Source organism: Pseudomonas cimarronensis (assembly GCF_049331905.1).
Lineage (GTDB): Bacteria > Pseudomonadota > Gammaproteobacteria > Pseudomonadales > Pseudomonadaceae > Aquipseudomonas.
On the sequence record NZ_CP186283.1, the window covers coordinates 2,672,630 to 2,690,350 of the forward strand.

Here is a 17,721-nt window from a genome sequence, read left to right on the forward strand (position 1 = left end):
AGAAAATCCTCGGACGCCGGTGCGCCAGGCCCTAACGGCCATGCGCGCCCTACGAATTAGGTTGTCGGGGAGGGAGCGCCGTGCGCCCCAGGCGTCATATCAACCGCGCGGTTTGCCGCTGCTGATGTCCTGTTTGGCGACCCGTGGTGCATCGCGCTCGTCGACCGACTGGCGCAGGCGCAGCAGTTGCGCGAGGGTGGCCTCGTCTGCCATCGGTACGCTCTGCGGATCAACTGTGGCGCCGGGAAAGGCGCGTTGCAGGCCGTTGACCACGATCTTTTCGCCCTTGACCAAGCCTTGGCGCACGATGCGCAGGCCCTCCAGCTTCGGCCCCAGTTCAATGGCGCGGTATTGCACGGCGTTGTCCTTGTCGAGCACCAGGACGAACTTCTTGCCCAGGTCGGTGCCGACCGCTTCATCCTTGATCAGCGCGGCCGCGTACTGGCCGCTGCCAACCAGCTTCAGGCGGGCGTACAGGCCCGGTGTGAAGCGGCCATCACGGTTATCGAACACCGCACGGCCACGGATGGTGCCGGTCTGCGGATTAACCTGATTGTCGAGGAAATCCAGTTCACCCAGGTGCGGGTGGCCGTCTTCGCTGGACAGGCCCAGGTACACCGGGCTGGCATCGCGCGCCTGACCACCGGCCTGGCGCGCCAGCTCAACGTATTTGAGGAACACGCGCTCATCCGCATCGAAATAGGCGTAGACCTTGTCGGTGCTGACCAGGGTGGTCAGCAGGCTCTGCCCGGCATTGACCAGGTTGCCTTCGGTGATTTCTGCCCGGCTGACGCGGCCATCAATCGGCGCGGTAACGCGGGTGAAGCTCAGGTTAAGACGGGCGTTATCCAGCTCTGCCTGGATACCGGCCACTGCTGCCTTGGCTTCCGCTGCCGCGCTGGCGCGGGCATCGGCCAGCTCGGCGGAGATAGCGTTGCTCTGGCGCAGGCGCTCGCCGCGATTGGCTTCACTTTGCGTGCGGGCTTGGCTGGCACGGGCCTGTTGCAGCTGAGCTTCCAGGCGTTTGACTTCAGCCTGGAATGGTCGTGGATCAATCTGGAACAGCAGATCGCCTTTCTTCACCAGGCTGCCTTCGGCAAAGGCAACGCGATCAACGAAACCGGACACCCGTGGGCGAATTTCCACTGACTCTGGCGCTTCCAGGCGGCCGGTAAATTCATCCCATTCGTTGATCGGCTGTTCGATGACGGCTGCCACGCTGACTTTTGCAGCAGGCATCTGCTGTGCGGTTTCCGGCGCTTTACCGCATGCGCTCAAGACCAGCACTGCGGCCAGAGCCAAAGGGAAATGCCAGCGATTGTTATTGGACTGTTCCATGTGTGTATCCGCCCGAGGGTGTTGTGATGGGGCGGAGTCTGCTGCGCGCTTTGGCGTGGAACGAATCGAATGCCGCGAAGGTGACTATCATCGTGAATGATGATGAAAGGGGTTATATCGATTTCAACTATGTGAGCAAGGTGCTCGGGCGCACCTTGATTGCGGGAAAGGGCTTATTCCAGGCTGTCCGGATCACCGCAGAACATCTGGATGCGCGAACGCAGCCAGCGTTCCGCCGGATCGTTATCCTGAGCGCCACGCCAGGCCATGTGCAGTTCGAAGGTCTGCGTCGGCAGGGGCAGTTCTTCGGCGCGGACCCCTCCCGCAGAGGTCAATGCTGCTGCGGTGTAATCCGGCACGGTGGCGAGAATATCGGTGCCGGCGAGCAGGGTGCCCAGGCCATTAAACTGGGGCAGGGCGAGTACCACGCGACGCTTGCGACCCAGTTTTTCCAGTTCGGTATCGATAAAACCACCCAAGTCGCCGGCAAAGGACACCAACGCGTGCGGCCTGGCACAGAAGTCATCCAGGCTCAGCGCGCCTGGTGCGGTATCGGCGCGTAGCAGCTTCGGTTTGCTACGACGCAGCACCTTGCGCTTGGCGTTGGCGGGCAATTCCTCGGTATAGGCAACGCCCACGGAAATCTCCCCGGAGGCCAGCAAAGCAGGCATCAGCAGGTAGTTGGTACGGCGAATCACCAGTACCACGCCGGGTGCTTCGGCGCGCAGGCGCTTGATCAGCGGTGGCAATAGGCCGAATTCGACATCATCCGACAGGCCAATGCGAAATACCGCATTGCTGGTGGCTGGATGAAAATCTGCTGCACGACTGACTGCCGTAGAGATCGAATCCAGCGCCGGCGAGAGCAGGGCGGCAATCTCCATGGCGCGGGCGGTGGGTTCCATGCTGCGGCCGGTGCGCACAAACAATGGGTCATCGAACAGGCTGCGCAAACGGGCGAGGGCAGCACTGATAGCCGGCTGGCCGAGAAACAGTTTTTCCGCCGCACGGGTCACGCTGCGTTCATGCATCAGCGTTTCAAAGACGATCAGCAGGTTGAGATCGACGCGGCGAAGATCGTTACGGTTCATCCGGTGTCCATTCTGGAGTGGCTGCGGTTTTACGCGCGAATCAGGCTAATGCCGAATGCTGTCGCCAGGCAATATGCGCGGAGAAATGATGTGTGCGTGACGCATCATCACCGACAAGCATGGTGAATATCAGCCCTGAGCGGTGGAATTGCTGGCAAAGCCCGGATAAAGTCCGTGGCCATAAGAGGTCGTCATGACTGTATCGGGCAGAAATGCTGAACAGCTGCCGCGACCTGAATGGGTCAAACGAAGAGGTTTGCGATGTCCCGCATAGTGCGTTTCCACGAATTTGGTGAGGCCGATGTCCTCAAGATCGAAGAGCGCCAAGCACCTGCGCCCGCCGCAGGTGAAGTGCTGGTCGGTGTTGAAGCCGTAGGTGTCAGCTGGTACGACGTGCTCTGGCGGCAGAACCTGGCCAATACACCGACACATTTGCCAGCAGGCCTGGGCCACGAACTGGCTGGCGTGGTGCTAGCCGTCGGCGATGGTGTGACTGATCTGGCTATCGGTGATCGAGTAGCGAGCTTCCCGGGGCACAGCGCCAACCGTTATCCCAGTTATGCCGAGCATGTGGTGTTGCCACGCAGTTCCTTGGCGCGTTACCCGGACAACCTGACCGTACAACAGGCCGCCGTGCACTATCTGCCGTCGATGGTCGGCTGGTTCGGTTTCAGCGAACTGGCACGTTTGCAGCCCGGTGAAACCGTGTTGGTAACGGCCGCAAGCCGCTGTTGGGGCCCATACATCGTACAAATGGGCAAAGCCCTGGGCGCAACGGTCATTGCAGCCACAGCTTTTGCTGAGGACAGCGACTTTCTCAAGCAGCTGGGCGCTGATCACATCATCCTCACTGAGGAGCAGGATCTGGTCAGCCGCGTCAGCAAGCTAACCGATGGCCGTGGTGTCAATGTGGTGATGGATGCACTCGGCGGCCCGCAGATGTGTCTGCTGGGTGATGCTATCGCGCCACGCGGTCGACTGATCCTGTTTGATCTGCAAGGCGGCAACGAAACGCCGTTCCCAGCCTGTGCAGCGTTCCAGAAGAACATTCAGTTCTTCGTGCATTGCATCGGCAACTTCACCGGCAAGGAAGAGCTGAATATTCCGCAGGATGCAGCCGCTGTAGCCAAGGCTGTGCAAGGCATCAACCAGCTGACGGCAGATGGTTTGCTCAAGCCGCTGGTCGACAAGGTGTACAGATTCGACGAAGTAGTCGAAGCGCATCGTTACATGGAAACCTGCCCAAGCCGTGGCCGTGTAGTGCTGGATCTCGGCGCGGGTTAAACATAACTCACATTATGCGAAGCCCGAATTAGGGCGAGAGCAGTGAATCCTGAGTGATCTGGGTTCACTGCTCGTAACATGATAGTTCGCATAATGTATATTATGTTAAATAAAATATATAAAGCTGGCAGCTGACAACAGGATTCAATCCCTGCAGTACCCGGAAGTGAATATCCCAATTTCTGTGTACTAATGGTTTAAATCGCGGGTTTTCTCCCCGCTTTGCTTTTTTACTTCCTACACAGCCGTGTCTTTCGCGGGAGGCACGGATGCCGTCTGTCTTCTGATGAAGCTAGATGGCTGCATAGCTTGCGATTTGGGCAAAAGCTAAGGCTGTCTGAACGCTCTACAATGGGCTTTATAGACGATTATAAAGTGATTATAGAGCGATTATAGAATTCCCTTGTGCCCCTGATTTTGTCCGCTAGAAGCACCAGTCTGTTCGAGCCCTGCTTTCGGAGTCTTGGATAGGCTCTGCTTTAGGTTGAAGTCCGGAAGCTCGTCCATTTGAGGCGGGATTTCAGCGAAGAATGATCTCCGCCATTAACGTGATCGCTGCAAGCGCTGTGACCTCTCATGCAGGATTTGTTAGCTCGGCAACCTCTGCCTGGACCAGCTTCAGAATGGCACTGGGCTCTGATACTGAGGCTTGCCTCAAGCGTGCAAGTACGAAGAGCGTCGCCGGCTCGACGCCGAGAATGGCGGCTATCTGCTCGATTTTGCCGATGGTAGGGTTCCATTTGCCGCGCTCGATAGTGCTGATATAGCTCTGGCTTGCCCCCAGGCTTTCTTGAGAGAGCGCCCTCCTCTGTCGAGTCTCCTTGATCACCAAGCCAAGGGCTTCATTCAGTTCCACTTTGCATCCTCGCAAAAGGAACGATGAAGCCTTTTTGGATACGAATGAGCTATGCTGTATATAGCTTAAATAACGAGATACTTCGATGTTCACCACCTACAGGCATGCCGAAATCCCGCTTGCGCCGGTATTTGGAGGTCACTACCAGCTATGGCGATTCGTCGAGCTTGAGCAGCATCGGCCTTGGTTTTGCGTGACGGTGAACAAGGGTAAAAACGGGGCGACTTGGAGAACCATGCTCCTAATCCCCACCGAGGAGGAGCTTGAGCTGATGCTGAGGGAGCTGGTGGTAGAGGCTAAAATCGAAGCGGTTCAGGTTGTTACACCCGCCCGACTCAATGGCACGGGTGAGTGGCAGATAGAGCGGCTTGCCGAGCTCGTTCGAGTCTTCGATAGCAACAAGAAGGTTGCAGGTTATGACTTCAAAACGGCCTCGGGAGCTATCTACTCAGAGCGAGGCGACTCAGCCATTCGAGACGCAGGTCGCACTCGAATCTACTGACCATCAGTCTCCCTCCCTGCCAGTTAGCACGCTCGATCAGACTAATGAAAAACTTCATCGTCGGCTGGGTTTGCCTAGTGGGTACTACTGGCTACATCGGGCAGTTATGGGAGGACTTTCAGCGAGACTGATTGGTGAGCTGGCAAAGGAGCTAGGCCTGCCCCATTCACAGATTGCTCAATGGGTTGGCCTTTCCCGTCGCCGACCCACGATGCCTGTGCAATCAGCAGAAGTCTTTCTCCGCCTCGTTGAAACCCTGGATGCTCTGCTTGAGCTCCACAATGGTGAAGTCCTGGGAGCACTTAAATGGCTTTCTTCACCGTGTCAGGCGTTGGCATCAGAGCGTCCTATCGACTTGCTGGTGTCAACAGCGGGTCATAGGTCAGTAATGCAGGTAATCCACTCAATCGGTTACGGCCTTTGTGTCTAAGGAAGAATCACGGTCACGCATGCAAAAGTGCTCCCCCTTTCCGCGCGCGTGTCACTAGAAGTGGTACTTCTCAAAGCGGCGCCTGAACGCTTCTTCTGATCCTTCCATAATGTCTAGTACAGCCAACGCGGTCTCTTTTCGATCTAATCCACCTTGAGCCAGGATTCCACCTCGTCCGTTGACTGACTCCAGAGCAAAAACAAATTCGGCGTCTGCATTCACCGGCAGGTTGGCATTGTGCGTAGCTAAAATGAGCTGTCGGGTGGATTTAGCTTGGCGCAGTAATGGCACTAGGTCCTTGTAGATAAAACTTGCGTCCACCTCATCCTCAGGCTGGTCGATGATGATGGGGCCATCGCCTTTCACGAGCAGCATGTGGAGTATCGCCGTATTCCTTTGCCCCTCTGACAGCTGCCCGCCTTCCAAACTTCCTACTAGAGAGCGATCGGGGCGATAGAGCTCGATATCGACGACGTCCGGAATCCTGGTAACACGGAAGGTGCGCCAAGCATCCTCCTGACTTTCAACGAACTCCCTGACTTCACCTTTGAACTGCCAGAGAATTTCGGGCTCTTTCGCTGGGTCTGAAAGCAGGCTGTGGATGTGCTCCCACGGTGACGGCGGATGATCATCTGCTTCGCTAAAACTCATGAAGAGATTTTCACCCAAGATTTGCCACTCTCTCCCAATCCGAGTTCTTCTGTCCGGCTCGATTGTCATCCAGAGCTTCTCGAAGTGTTCTTGATAGGCCATGGGCTTTATCGAGACTCGAATCGAGTTGCCTGTTTTTTGGGTAATGTCCTCCGCAACAGCCATGCGGAGTGCAGTCTGAGCGGCCCACACAGCGAACAGCCGACTCAGCGATTCACCCAGTGCTTCAGTCGTACCTTCGAGTGCCAGCCTCTCGCGCTTCTTCTCATCAAGGGCAAGTTGCTTAGCTTGCTTACTCCGATCAAGCTCCTGTAGACGGCTGACATCCTGGGGCTGGATTCCCTTTGCTTCGCACGCCTGTACAAATGCTGTTTGGGCTGCATCCAACGTGCGGAAGACTTCATCCCTTTGAGCATTCTGAGCAAAGGTGGCCTCAGCTTCTGCAGTCATCTCTTTTAGCAGGTCGGCAAGTTTTCCTTTGAACCGCTCATGCAATGCGGTGGTGGCTGCAGTATGTTCCGAGATCCATTCGGTATGCGGCCAGGTCTCCGCAACGACCACACTATCAGCCACATTCGAACTCAGGGCCGTGGCTGCAGTTTTGACCGACTCCACGTCTTTTTCGATTTGATCATGCAGCCCTTGAAGGTAGCGTTTTGCCCGCTGGGCCCGCTGATAGGCAGCGGCCTCACCTTGCACATCTTTACGTGCTTGCCATTGCCGCTCTAGCTCAACCAACTCTTGGTTCAAACCCACGATTTGCTGGTCAATTGCAGCCAACTGATCTTGTCCTGCAAAAAGTCGTTTGATCTCAGCAACAAGCGCACGCTCTTCGCCATCGAGCTGAGCAAGGTCGTCTGCACACGCCTCATCCAGCATCTCCAGCAACTGCAGTTGGCCGCTGGGAGCGGTTAGGTCACTCAGCTGCTGCTGGCTATAGAATTGGACAGGGAGATGACGTAGGTACGTGGCAAGGTCAAACGCATCACCCACAGCTAGCGATAGCCCGCTGTCGGGGGAGAACTGCAGCGTATCCACTTGCCCAGGTATACCTTCCCACTCGACTAGGATTTGAGCGTTGCCAAGCAGTGTGTCCTTCGCCCGATTCGCCTTAGAGAGGGCCTTCTCGGACAGGGCATCACTCTGTTCACGGGCAAACATGATCCGCAGAAGTTCGAGAATGGTCGACTTACCTGTTCCTCGTGCGCCAATGAGCGTGTTGAGGTTCTGTGAGAAAACTACTTTTTGGTCTTCCAGGTAGCGTGTGTTCGCCAGACTTATTGACCTGATACGAGGATGTCTTTCGCAATCGCTAGGGCGGTCATTGTCAAGACAGATTCTCGATGACTGGTCGCGGAAGGCCTGCTTCAGAGCAGCTATCGAGGGCTTAGAACACTTGAGCCATGTGTACCTGTATCCCAACGAGTTGGCTTTGGGCTTACCGGATTCCTCTTTCTTGAGAGATTTAGCGTCTGACGAACGTACAAAAGCTGGTTGTTGCCCAGGTCTGGCCCAGTCAGGGTTGCGACCAGTGAGGATGCCCTTGATTTTCTCGCCCAATGGATACTGTGTTATTTCGACAGCCAGCAGATCTGGATGCTGGTAGTCAGATCGGTTTCCCGGTTCAGCAAAAAGGCCGTCATTCTGATCAGCGTGCGCAGGAATTACCAATCCGCCATATTCTTTCTGGACAATGTCTATCAGCTCAGCAAGGCTCACCGTTGCATTGCGCTGTCGAAGCCGTTTCGGCTCTCCCGAATCGAAGCGCTCATTTTCTGGAAGTCCAAGTTTGGTCAGTACTCTATTGACCTGCATGAGGTCATTGGGTGACGCGGTCGTCTCAAATAGACAGAGGACGTGATAGCCAATGTCGACCTCGAAGCCCGGAAAAAAATAGATAGGCTCCCTCTGAAGCTCTTTTGCAACTGCCTTGTTCTGGCGAAGAAGATGGGTCAAAAACCAATCGTTGGGATCGTATTGCTCAGAGAAATTGTGGTCGGTAATTCCTATGATCTGCAGCTCAAGCTCATGGCAACGCCTCAGAAAAATTCGTGCTTTTTCTTGGATGCTTTCCTCTGAAAGCTGGCCGTTAATTTTGGGGCGCCTAGGGTTACCCAACCTCAGCTCGAAATCGTCCCAGTTCTTACTGTCCTCAGGTGTCTGCACCTGAAAGTCAGCTTTGAACCAGCGCATTCCTTGATACTCACTCACACCAATTTTCCTTTTACCGAGAAGAGTCCACGAGGAGGCTCTGGTCGTATTCAAATCTAGCTGAACAGTGCCTCGCTAGATTGCGGCCTCCGCTCACCCGGCTAGATAGCGTTAATCGATGCTCACACGATTTGCGTGGCAAGGCATCAGAAGCGGCTAAAGGTATAGCGCGACGAAAACATTGCCCCAGTCGACCTTCTCAAAGGGAATTCTGGCGTCTTTCAGTTTTTCGCGACACCAAGCCTCAAACTTATCTGCATCTACTTCATCGGGAGACCATTGCCAGTAGGCGACGCCTTTCAATCCCTCTTGATACAGTTGATCTGAATCGAGAATGAGGTCTATTACCCTGTCAGTCGGCGTGCGGTTGGACTGAGCCGCCTGGGCCAGATGTCCGAATGCGGCTGCCTCTAATGCATTGTGGTCAGCAGAACTGAGAGCCGCAATGACTTGCTTAACTGTCGCGAAGAGGATCCCCTCTTCCCCCGTATGCTGAAGAAATTCCGCTAACAGTTCCGGTTTGGGCAAAAGCAAGTTCGGTGTAGCTTCGCTTGACCAGAAAACCTCTTTGCCATTCTCCAGCACGACCTTCGCGGGCTTGTAGCACCAGTCATCTTTGACATCACGGCTGATGAAGATGGCTTCACCCTTTCCGGTCTGTGCGCAGTACTGGAGAACTTCCTTCCAGATGATGAGGTCTCCGCAACTGTTGTGGGGCTTGTTCGCATCCCTCCAACCCGGCGACAGGCGTAGAGCAGATCGCACCGTGAACTCCTCATCTGCCTGCTGAGACAGCACATGAAGATCCGAAGATAGGCATCGCTCTGTGAGCAACTGCTCGTAAAACTTCAGTAGCTCCATTCGATGACCGCCGTCATTTCTGGAGACGCTTCTAGCTACCTTCAGAATGAAGTCAGAGGCTTCAGCCAGCTTGCGTTCCAAGTCAATTTTGCTTGAGCAGTTCAAGCTTGCAGCCGCTGATCCGTCTAGCGCCCGCACCGCGCTATCACGTACTTCATCCAGCGCCACCTGAAGCCTCTTGGTCAAGGATTTGTAGGGCGTGAGTGTCTCCGGCATGTGAGAAAACTGGTTGTATTCATGCACTACCCAGGCGGGAATGACCAAGCGTTCCTCTAGGCTGTGCAGCCATTTTTGCCAGACATCGGAAGCTGCTTCGTTGAGCTCAAAACTCCAAAGCAAGATATTGGTATCCAGGAAAATCGGACAGTCACTGTGGAGCACAGCATTTAGCAGTCGGTGCTTCTCAACGGAAAGTGAGGCCACCACCTGTTTTGGCTTTAAGCGAGTTGAGCGTGCATTTGATGCGGCGCGTGGAAGATGATGGTCGTAGGACATGGATACGTTACCCAAAGCAGAGAGGGCGAATTCTGCCCTCATAAACTCACTGTTCGATTGCGGTGTCTACTCGGCGTCGATTTCGGACTCCAACGCGTCGTCCCCAGCTGTCTCTGCGTTTTCTTTGCGACTGTAGTCCACTATTGGTTCAGGAAGGGACGGGATAGCAAGTGCCTGGGGGTCATTGAATGCATCCCAGTACCACCAACCTGCGGTGCCGAATTTTCTGTTGTACCACCGCACCTTTTGTTCTCGACGGGTCTGGTACGCCGGCGTGTTCATTCCAAAAACTTCCAGCGGGAACTGCTTGTCTCGTCCCATGTCCAGCAGCCAGAAGTCAGGAAAAATTTCGTCCTCGGCTTCAAAACGCGGTGGCTTGAAGAACGCGCGCCCCTCTGCATGAAGCTTTGCCTCCATCACCGCTTCGTAGCCAGAGTCGAGAGGTATCATCCGCTCACTCACGCGCATTAGCGCAAGATCCAGCACATCGGCATAACGCCCACTCTTCAGGTTCAGTTGAGCGATCGCGATGACCTTGTGGCCTGCCTCCCATGCGGATAGCTCAGCGGCAAAGCTACGCGCGACGCGGCGCCGGACCACCTCACGAATGTCCATCGTGGGCATGTCGTACGGTCCGGAAAGTGAGAGTTGCACTAGTCTGCGACGCTCTAAACTAAAGGACGCCAGTGGAGACACCACAATGAGCCTGCGCGACTGCTCTAGGGCCGAAGCCACAACCTCGACGTTGCGCTTTCTTGCCCTTCTTGCGTTTTTACTGGCAGACATGAGCAACACGTCATACACAGTTATTCGGCTGGCCCGAATACGCTTTGCTGCCTCAGATATCCAATAAGTAATTTTCCCTGGATCCCGTTTACCTTCCATGAGCGGATACCAATTGGCCAGGCCGGCCTCTAACCACAGCAGCTGAAGTAGCCCCAACAACCGTATCGACGTTTTTTTCACCCCGGGAGCATGAGGCTCATTGTTTGTGTCGCTGTCCACAGGGGCTGTATCGTTGACTCGGAGGCCATGGCCGGATCCGCAGAGTGTTGTCATCAGCCTCTTCTACGACGCCTAATGCGTATCCTTGCAGGCCGGATCGCTCCGGAGCGTGAGCATGAAATCGGCAGTCGTTAGCGTGTTCTGAGCCGGTATTGGCGTAGCGAGCTAGATGATAATTGTCACCCTCCTCTCGATGCTTAACCGAGAGATACCGTTTGCCAGTCCCTGGGCAGAGGCAGACAACCGGGCTACCGTGTGCTCGTTGCAGAACAGATCTCCAACCGTTCTGGAACTTCTTCTCTGTCTGAAATTCCCTAGTAAATTTTTTTTCAGTGCTGACCACCAGTACTTCGTAAGTCTTCCTCATTCTCGCTCCGTGCATTTGGCAGATCCAGCCCTTCAGCAGCACCTAGTGTCGACAGGCACCGTGCCTCAGAACTCCCTCAATTGACCAGCCCATCGTTTCAAGCTCCAGCATCAGCGCCAGTGGCGAACATTGAGCTGTGCGCTGCACTGTCGGCCAGATGACCTTTTCGGTGCCGCCAAAGCATTTCGCAGTGTTCTGGGTGATTGGATTAGCCTGGAAACACCCGAGCGCCATCCTTGTGCTTACCCTCAATCGAAGCCTTTGGAGAGTCAAAGTTGTACTTCCTCCACCTCAGGAAGCTCGAGCTCATGGTTACGGCGATCGTCGTAGGCTTTGCCTATGGAATCTAGCTTTCGACGATGCGCTTTCCTAAGCGCTTGCGCGCATATTCCCGCAGAGCAATGGACCCTAGATCATCGAGGACCGAAAGCGGTAGGGGCTCCGATGCGTTCAGAATCTGGCGCGCTGGATGGCCGGGCTCAAGCAGGTCTAGGATCCGATCAGCCACCTTGAGATCGCGTGCTGCCATTGCGCTTGCTCCAACCAGGAGCAGGACGCGACGGCGGTTCTGGCTAGCAACGCGGGTAAAGAGTGTTAAGGCCACGGCCGCAGTAGCGTGAGCTCCGACCAAGTGCGCTGCGTGAGCAGCCAAAGCGGGTGGCAAGCTGATCAGGAACGTCGGATCTAGGTGTGTAGTAATGCTCGGATCGAGCACTTGTGCATCAGCGAGCGCCTCAAGCGCGTCAAGGCGGATCGAGCGCTCCCCGGTGAGGCTGACGAGATTTGAGATCTTCTGTTGAATACCAGCGGTGCACGTATTCGCCGCAATAGTCAGCGCTAACCGGCAGAGGCCTCGATCACTAGTTGTATCAGCAAGCTCAAGGAGCTGATCGCCAATATCATCAGGCAAAGGCGCATAGTCCGCGATAGCAATCACTGCCTCGCGAGCAATCTTGTACGTCTCCGAGTCCGAATAATGGTAATCCGCGCTCGACCATTGATCGTGCATCAAGTCTATAAGCGTCTTGAAGTGATCGGAATGCGGCCTTCCGCTGATGACAGAAAGAAGAGCCTGACGGACTTTCGCGCTGGGGTCTGTCGACAACGCTAGCATTGATCTCGGGAGCGGGTTCGGTAAGGTCTGAGCAAGATGCAGTAGTGCGGTTTGCCGTGCGTCAGCCCGAGGGTGCGAGAGCGCTTGAGTGAGTAGTGCACTATCACCGATCTCTATCGCCAATTTACTCGCGGCAAGAGCATCCTCCTTGCTCTCCGCGAGCGAGAGCCATAATGCAACTCCGGGCGAGGCATTGCCCCCGCTCATGGCGATCACTGGGACGACTAGGCGAAGCGCATCTGCGTCCAATTCGAGCACGTTATCGGTGAGAATTTTGACCGCAGTAGACTTCACAGTGCCGGTGACACCATGCTCCGCAGGAAAAGCCATGATGATGTCGGCAAGTTCGGCCGCCAGATGATCGGTGATTGATTTCAGCGCGCGCCCCCGATCTTCGACGCCGATCTGGAAGCTTGCTCGATGGATGTCAGCTAGCAGAATGAGTTGGCGGCTGGGCGTAGTGGAAAGATTCTCGACCTCTTCGATCAACAAATCAGCCGCATGGACAAGTGCTATTTCGGCGAGGGACTTGCGCAGCTCCCTCATCGTTACGCTATCAGCGATTCTAGCCGCAAGCGCTGGCTCGAATTCCGGCCGCCAATGTTGGGCGATCGAATTCCAGACCTCGGATTCGTCAGCACAGCCCTTCGCAAGATCCAGGATCGCGTCTATTTCAGACTTTGATGGAGAGTCATCGCTCCTGCCTAGATCACGTGACCAATGCCGAACCAACTCAGCAACACGTTGATGTTCGGCGATAACCTGCCAACCTCCTTTGGAGCGCAGGTGCCGAATATAGACCTCAATGAAGACGCCGGAAGTGTAGCCATCGTCTTCATGGCATGATTGCATCGCTTCTTCAGCCGCTGCGTCACGCTCGCCATCTTCAATTGCACGCCACTCTTCTGCATAGTGCTCCTCATAGCGATGCTGAGAGATCGCAAGATCGTCGAGGGCGGCGCTCACAATTGCCTCGTAGCCATTGATGTCTCGGATCGCCCCCGCAGCAACCACTTCAGCATTCATTTCAAAACCATTGCCGACCATTTTTAGGGCAGCGTCTAGGTAGGCTGGCGTAAGATCGGGTGCGATACGATCCAAATGCTCAACAAATTTGCCCCGGTACCATCCCCGATCGAATCCCAATTGTTCTCGAATGAAGCGAGCCGCGACCACTCTGGAGCGCGGATCTGCGGAGACGACTTCATACCAGGCATCATCGAAATGCGGCGCCTTCCAATTTTTGATGAAAACTGATCCGTCGCGCTGTATTCCTTTAAGCAGCCAAAAAGCCACTTGACTTGGTATGGACGCTGTCGATCCGACCTCTGAGGCAAGTGCTAGCAACGGGAAGAAATCAGAGGCTGAGTCAATCAATCCTTCCTCTAGCCAAGCATCTATCGCGGCCTGGCTGGCTTCGCTGATCTCGAACGAATCATACTCCTCTGCTTGCCGGTGGAGGTTTCGTGTCGCCTCGACCACGCGTGCGGCAGTTTCAATTCCCCAGGACTTATGCGGCTCATGAAGGTGGGTCAATGCTGTGACCAGGGTTTGGATTGCTTCTTCGCTACGCAGCCAGTACTGCAATACAAATGATTCGAACCCCTGCCGCACACTCGGATGGGCAAAAGAAATCGTGCGCATCGGCTGGCGAAGATGGCGTACGGCAATCATTTGATCAACCAACTTGTCCAGCCCGTCGCCTAAATTACGATTCAAGGGGCGTAGGGCACGTTGTAGAGGACTGAGCTGCCCCCGATCAAACTGGTTTCGTGCCCTGAGAAGAGCCCAGACGACCGCGGCCGCTCCCGATGTATCGCTTGCCTCCAAGGCACTGGTGACAACACCTTCGACGGCGTCCCGATGAGCGATCTCGAGCAGGCGGCGGATGAAAACGTGATCTTGCTCGTCGGGCGCCGGCCCTTGCGCAAGGCTTGTAAAGTAGAGATCGATCTCGAGAGGGGTCTCGAGTTCAGGCAGCACCGTTCCTCGAAAGGTGTATGCCTTCGACTGTAAAGCAGGTGGCAACTGGTCCATTCGGTTGTCGTAGATCTTACGAAGCTGGCCGCTACGATACTGCTCGGCATCAAGTTCAACAGTCCACGGACTCAAGGTGTTCAGTGCCTTACACATCATGTCGTTGCGTGAAGTAATCACGAACTGATGGTTAGGCGATGCCTTGGCTAGTAAGCGCGGTAACTGCTCGGTCCAACTGTCCGCGCTCTCGCGCACGGTGTACTGACCCCAAGGGTCTTCGATGTAAAAAAGCGTGGGACCGTGATCGACAAGCTTTCTTGCACGGGTCGGCGTATCGTCGGCCCCAAGCGCCACCAATTCCAGTTGGCCGTCACACTGCCGTGCGATTTCGCATAATTTAAGCGCGGCCTGGGTTTTGCCCGTTCCCGACGGGCCACGTATCACGATCGCCCCCTTACTTTTCAGCTTTCCTACCATCTCGTCAAAATTCATCGGGGGAGCGAAATGCTCCAAACACGCAAGGCTTGATAGAAACCCGCCATGCTCACGAACGGTCGCCAGTAGATCTTCTCGTGTCCAAATACCTGGGTTAACTCCACGAGTGCGGAGCTTTGCTTCAGAGCGCAGTTTATCGAGCAGTTTTGTGTGCTCAGGACGTGGTACGTGCAGTAGATCCGACATCAGGTCGCGCAAATCTGCCGCTAGCTGCTTCTCCGTTAGCCCTCCCCAAATCCCGACCCGACCCTCAGGTGATGTTTTAAGCGTGCTTTTGAGTTTGGTGGGGAATCCACCTTTGTCGGCCGCCTCTTCGAATCCATGGACCAAGAGACCACGTGCGACGCCTTTCACCGCGGAAGTAGTAACCAAGAGATAACGAGTATCTAGATCGTCGAGATGGTGGAGAGCCTTACGGCGACCACCGGGTTTGTCGGAGCCGTGGTGTAGTAGCTTTATAAAATCTTCGATTGACCAAGGCTCACCTGTGCTGCGCTTGACCTGCACTACGAGCTTATACGCACCTGCAATCACCGCGCTTGACTGCATCCTCCCTGGAGCATCTGGCGCAAGGTCCGCCTCAAGGTCTTCCTCGTTGGCAGGTTCAAGAACCAGACGTGTCGCGGCTTTGGAGATAAGTAGTAGCTGCAAAGCGGCTAGGATCGAGACATCGAGTTGATAGTCGAAACCAAGCTGAGCAGCAGCTGCGCCGCGGATCGAACCAGTCAAACTCATACTCCTATTTCCATTTCATCCAATTCAAAGGATCAATATCTGCAAGGTCAAGTGACACTGAAGGTAAGAAAAAACCGCCGGTGGCTCCGGCAACTTTGCAATAGACGGCTCATGCTCAAGGTGCCAACGAGCCTGCATATTGTTCAACGCGTGAATCATTAGACTCAGCCGCAGCTCCTCTTGGGTCACCCAGTGCGGAGTCTTCCTCTGCAATTTCGAGCCGCTCAAGATGCTCACTTGCATCAATGCCGCTCTGGAGCGACGCTCACACCGCAGTGAGGTTCGAGTTTGCCTCGGCGGGGTTATTGCCATTGCTCAAACGCCTGAAGAAAGGCAAGGTGCCACTACTGCAGCATGATCTACAAGCAAGGAAGGAGTTGTAAGTGGGAAAACCATATCATGCGGAGCTGGATGCTATTCATGCTACCTATTCGTGGGCAACACAGCAGGATGTGTTACGACTCCATCGGTATTTGAGTAGATGGACCGGTGAATATGCATGCTTCATCGGCTCTGGCGGCTCCTACTCTGCAGCGTTCGCCGCCGCTGAGCTGCGGGAAATCGCGCATGGCTCCCCTACTCGTGCACTTACCCCAATGGAGCTGTCGGCCAAGGCCAGGTTCACTCCTACCTCAAAGGTCATGCTGCTTTCAGCAGAGGGTCGCAATCCAGATGTTCTGGCTGCAGCGACCTATGCGATGCAGTCGGATATGACCTGTGCGGCGCTAACGCTTACGAAAGACAACCCGCTCACCAGGCGTGCTATAGAGAACCGGGCAACACGAATTTTTTCTTATGAGATGCCGTGGGGAAAAGACGGCTACTTAGCAACGAATAGCCTGATCGCGACCGTTTTGTTGCTACACAGGGCTCTCTTTCCTGAAGGCACAGGAAGCGAGTTCCTTGCGCAGCTGTTCGATGCGGAGGTTTTGCTCCGGTACCGCAATCAGTGGCGTGATGACACCACGATCAAGACGATGGGTGGGCGAAACTTCATCGTTCTTCACGACCCGATGACCAAGTCTTTTGCCATCGACCTGGAATCTAAACTCTCCGAATCCGCAGTCGCCAAGGTTGAAATTGCCGACTATCGGCAATTCGCTCATGGCCGACACCTACAGCTGGCAGGTGGCGCTGCCGGCACCGCAGTCATTGCTGCTTTCAGCTGGGATGCCAAGGATCTGGCGGAAGCAACCCTGGGGCTTTTCCCATCGGATGTACTGACCTTCAAACTTGAGGTTCCTGGCGAGGAGCCAAATGAACTGGTGGTCGCCGGGCTGGTGATGGCAACACTCCTAACCGAAGCGATCGCCAGTGCAGTGGACCGGGACCCCGGGCAGCCAACGGTTCCAACCTTTGGCCGCGAGATCTATCGACTCGATAGCAGCCAGCACTTTCACGGTTGGGGTCAATCAGAGAATCGATACTCGTTGGCAGCTCGGCGAAAGTTCGATCATCGCAACGTCTCAGCAGACGAAATGGACACGGCTGAGATTGCAGCAAAAGTCTATGAGGGCAAGCTTCAGGCTGCCGTCTACAAAGCGATCATCAGTGATTTCGACGGTACTTTATGCAATGCGGAAGACCGTTACAGCGGCATGTGCCCACACATTGCAAAGCGGGTTCTTCAACTTATCGATGATGGGCTGATCTTCTCGATCGCCTCGGGTCGGGGTGGATCCTTGCGCAAGGATCTTGTTAAGGCGTTCCCGCCGGAGTACCACAAAGCGATATGGGTCGGTTATTACGGTGGCTCGTTGATTCAACCCCTTGATGCAGAGGTCGAACAGCCTGCCCCCAACCCAATGTTCGAAGATCTTTTAGGCTGGCTCAAGACCACCGCGTACTACCCCCGGCTGGAAAATTCTAGAAAATCCAGGGGGGGGCAACTGACCATCACGGTTTCCAGCCCAGAAGAGTCTAGAAAACTGCGTCTGGCTTTACGCACCCGCCTCAATGCAGAAAAGCTCGGAAACTGGAAAGTGTTTTGCTCAGGCCACTCGATCGATGTCTTGGACGGCGACACGAGCAAGAACAAAGTGGTGAAGACGATTGGGGAGAAATTTGGCTTCGATCCACTTACCCAGGTTTTACGTCTTGGGGATAGTGGTGATGAGGAAGGAAACGACTACGACTTACTGAGCCAAGGCTGCAGCCTAAGCGCTGACCGTGTGTCTGCATCGTTGACCTCCTGCTGGAATTTCGCCTCCCCAGGTTCGAGCCAAGCCGGTGCGACCCAACAGTATTTGGATTACCTACAAAAAACTAACGAAGGATTTGGTCTTCGTTTCTAGTCTCCAAGGAAGGTG

The 17,721-nt window shown here is 55.1% G+C and carries 12 protein-coding genes; 4 read left to right on the forward strand and 8 right to left on the reverse strand.

The window, feature by feature from the left end:
* Positions 1 to 99: 99 nt before the first annotated feature.
* Complete coding sequence (gene mexE, locus ACOCLD_RS12525; protein ID WP_422909395.1) at positions 100 to 1,338, reverse strand: multidrug efflux RND transporter periplasmic adaptor subunit MexE; 1,239 nt, start codon at positions 1,336 to 1,338, stop codon at positions 100 to 102.
* A gap of 173 nt (positions 1,339 to 1,511) precedes the next feature.
* Complete coding sequence (locus ACOCLD_RS12530; protein WP_233684904.1) at positions 1,512 to 2,429, reverse strand: LysR family transcriptional regulator; 918 nt, start codon at positions 2,427 to 2,429, stop codon at positions 1,512 to 1,514.
* A 261-nt stretch (positions 2,430 to 2,690) separates the two neighbouring features.
* Here ACOCLD_RS12530 and ACOCLD_RS12535 point away from each other — a divergent pair, with 261 nt between their 5' ends.
* Positions 2,691 to 3,713 (forward strand): zinc-dependent alcohol dehydrogenase family protein, encoded by a 1,023-nt coding sequence (locus ACOCLD_RS12535; protein WP_422909396.1) that lies wholly within the window; start codon positions 2,691 to 2,693, stop codon positions 3,711 to 3,713.
* A 574-nt stretch (positions 3,714 to 4,287) separates the two neighbouring features.
* On the opposite strand, the gene ACOCLD_RS12540 is transcribed toward ACOCLD_RS12535, so the two are convergent.
* Entirely contained in the window at positions 4,288 to 4,569 is a 282-nt protein-coding gene (locus ACOCLD_RS12540; protein ID WP_422909397.1) for a helix-turn-helix domain-containing protein, read from the reverse strand.
* Positions 4,570 to 4,654: 85 nt separating this feature from the next.
* On the opposite strand from ACOCLD_RS12540, the gene ACOCLD_RS12545 reads away from it, so the two are divergent.
* Both ACOCLD_RS12545 and ACOCLD_RS12550 read left to right on the forward strand, forming a co-directional pair.
* Positions 4,655 to 5,071: a hypothetical protein gene (locus ACOCLD_RS12545; protein WP_422909398.1), complete on the forward strand. Its 417-nt coding sequence runs from the start codon at positions 4,655 to 4,657 to the stop codon at positions 5,069 to 5,071.
* A gap of 211 nt (positions 5,072 to 5,282) precedes the next feature.
* Positions 5,283 to 5,501, forward strand: a complete 219-nt coding sequence (locus ACOCLD_RS12550; RefSeq protein WP_422909399.1) for an antitoxin Xre/MbcA/ParS toxin-binding domain-containing protein — start codon at positions 5,283 to 5,285, stop codon at positions 5,499 to 5,501.
* Positions 5,502 to 5,555: 54 nt separating this feature from the next.
* Here ACOCLD_RS12550 and ACOCLD_RS12555 read toward each other — a convergent pair whose 3' ends face one another.
* From ACOCLD_RS12555 to ACOCLD_RS12575, 5 genes are all read right to left on the reverse strand, one after another.
* The gene (locus tag ACOCLD_RS12555; protein WP_422909400.1) at positions 5,556 to 8,363 is read right to left on the reverse strand and encodes a TrlF family AAA-like ATPase; all 2,808 of its coding nucleotides are present in this window, start codon (positions 8,361 to 8,363) and stop codon (positions 5,556 to 5,558) included.
* 156 nt (positions 8,364 to 8,519) lie between these two features.
* Positions 8,520 to 9,719, reverse strand: coding sequence for a PIN-like domain-containing protein (locus tag ACOCLD_RS12560; protein ID WP_422909401.1), 1,200 nt, complete (start codon positions 9,717 to 9,719; stop codon positions 8,520 to 8,522).
* A gap of 66 nt (positions 9,720 to 9,785) precedes the next feature.
* The gene (locus tag ACOCLD_RS12565; protein ID WP_422909402.1) at positions 9,786 to 10,724 is read right to left on the reverse strand and encodes a DUF1173 family protein; all 939 of its coding nucleotides are present in this window, start codon (positions 10,722 to 10,724) and stop codon (positions 9,786 to 9,788) included.
* The gene (locus tag ACOCLD_RS12570) at positions 10,702 to 11,106 is read right to left on the reverse strand and encodes a DUF1173 family protein (protein WP_422911801.1); all 405 of its coding nucleotides are present in this window, start codon (positions 11,104 to 11,106) and stop codon (positions 10,702 to 10,704) included. Before ACOCLD_RS12570 ends, ACOCLD_RS12565 begins: the two co-directional genes overlap by 23 nt.
* Before the next feature lie 331 nt (positions 11,107 to 11,437).
* Positions 11,438 to 15,412, reverse strand: a complete 3,975-nt coding sequence (locus tag ACOCLD_RS12575) for a hypothetical protein (protein WP_422909403.1) — start codon at positions 15,410 to 15,412, stop codon at positions 11,438 to 11,440.
* Positions 15,413 to 15,795: 383 nt separating this feature from the next.
* On the opposite strand from ACOCLD_RS12575, the gene ACOCLD_RS12580 reads away from it, so the two are divergent.
* Complete coding sequence (locus tag ACOCLD_RS12580; RefSeq protein ID WP_422909404.1) at positions 15,796 to 17,706, forward strand: hypothetical protein; 1,911 nt, start codon at positions 15,796 to 15,798, stop codon at positions 17,704 to 17,706.
* The last annotated feature ends 15 nt before the right edge of the window (positions 17,707 to 17,721 follow it).

Coding starts and splice junctions, on each gene's coding strand:
- mexE (WP_422909395.1), bottom strand. CDS start 1,338: ATGGAACAGTCCAATAACAATCGCTGGCATTTCCCTTTGGCTCTGGCC.
- ACOCLD_RS12530 (WP_233684904.1), bottom strand. CDS start 2,429: ATGAACCGTAACGATCTTCGCCGCGTCGATCTCAACCTGCTGATCGTC.
- ACOCLD_RS12535 (WP_422909396.1), top strand. CDS start 2,691: ATGTCCCGCATAGTGCGTTTCCACGAATTTGGTGAGGCCGATGTCCTC.
- ACOCLD_RS12545 (WP_422909398.1), top strand. CDS start 4,655: ATGTTCACCACCTACAGGCATGCCGAAATCCCGCTTGCGCCGGTATTT.
- ACOCLD_RS12550 (WP_422909399.1), top strand. CDS start 5,283: ATGCCTGTGCAATCAGCAGAAGTCTTTCTCCGCCTCGTTGAAACCCTG.
- ACOCLD_RS12560 (WP_422909401.1), bottom strand. CDS start 9,719: ATGTCCTACGACCATCATCTTCCACGCGCCGCATCAAATGCACGCTCA.
- ACOCLD_RS12570 (WP_422911801.1), bottom strand. CDS start 11,106: ATGCACGGAGCGAGAATGAGGAAGACTTACGAAGTACTGGTGGTCAGC.
- ACOCLD_RS12575 (WP_422909403.1), bottom strand. CDS start 15,412: ATGAGTTTGACTGGTTCGATCCGCGGCGCAGCTGCTGCTCAGCTTGGT.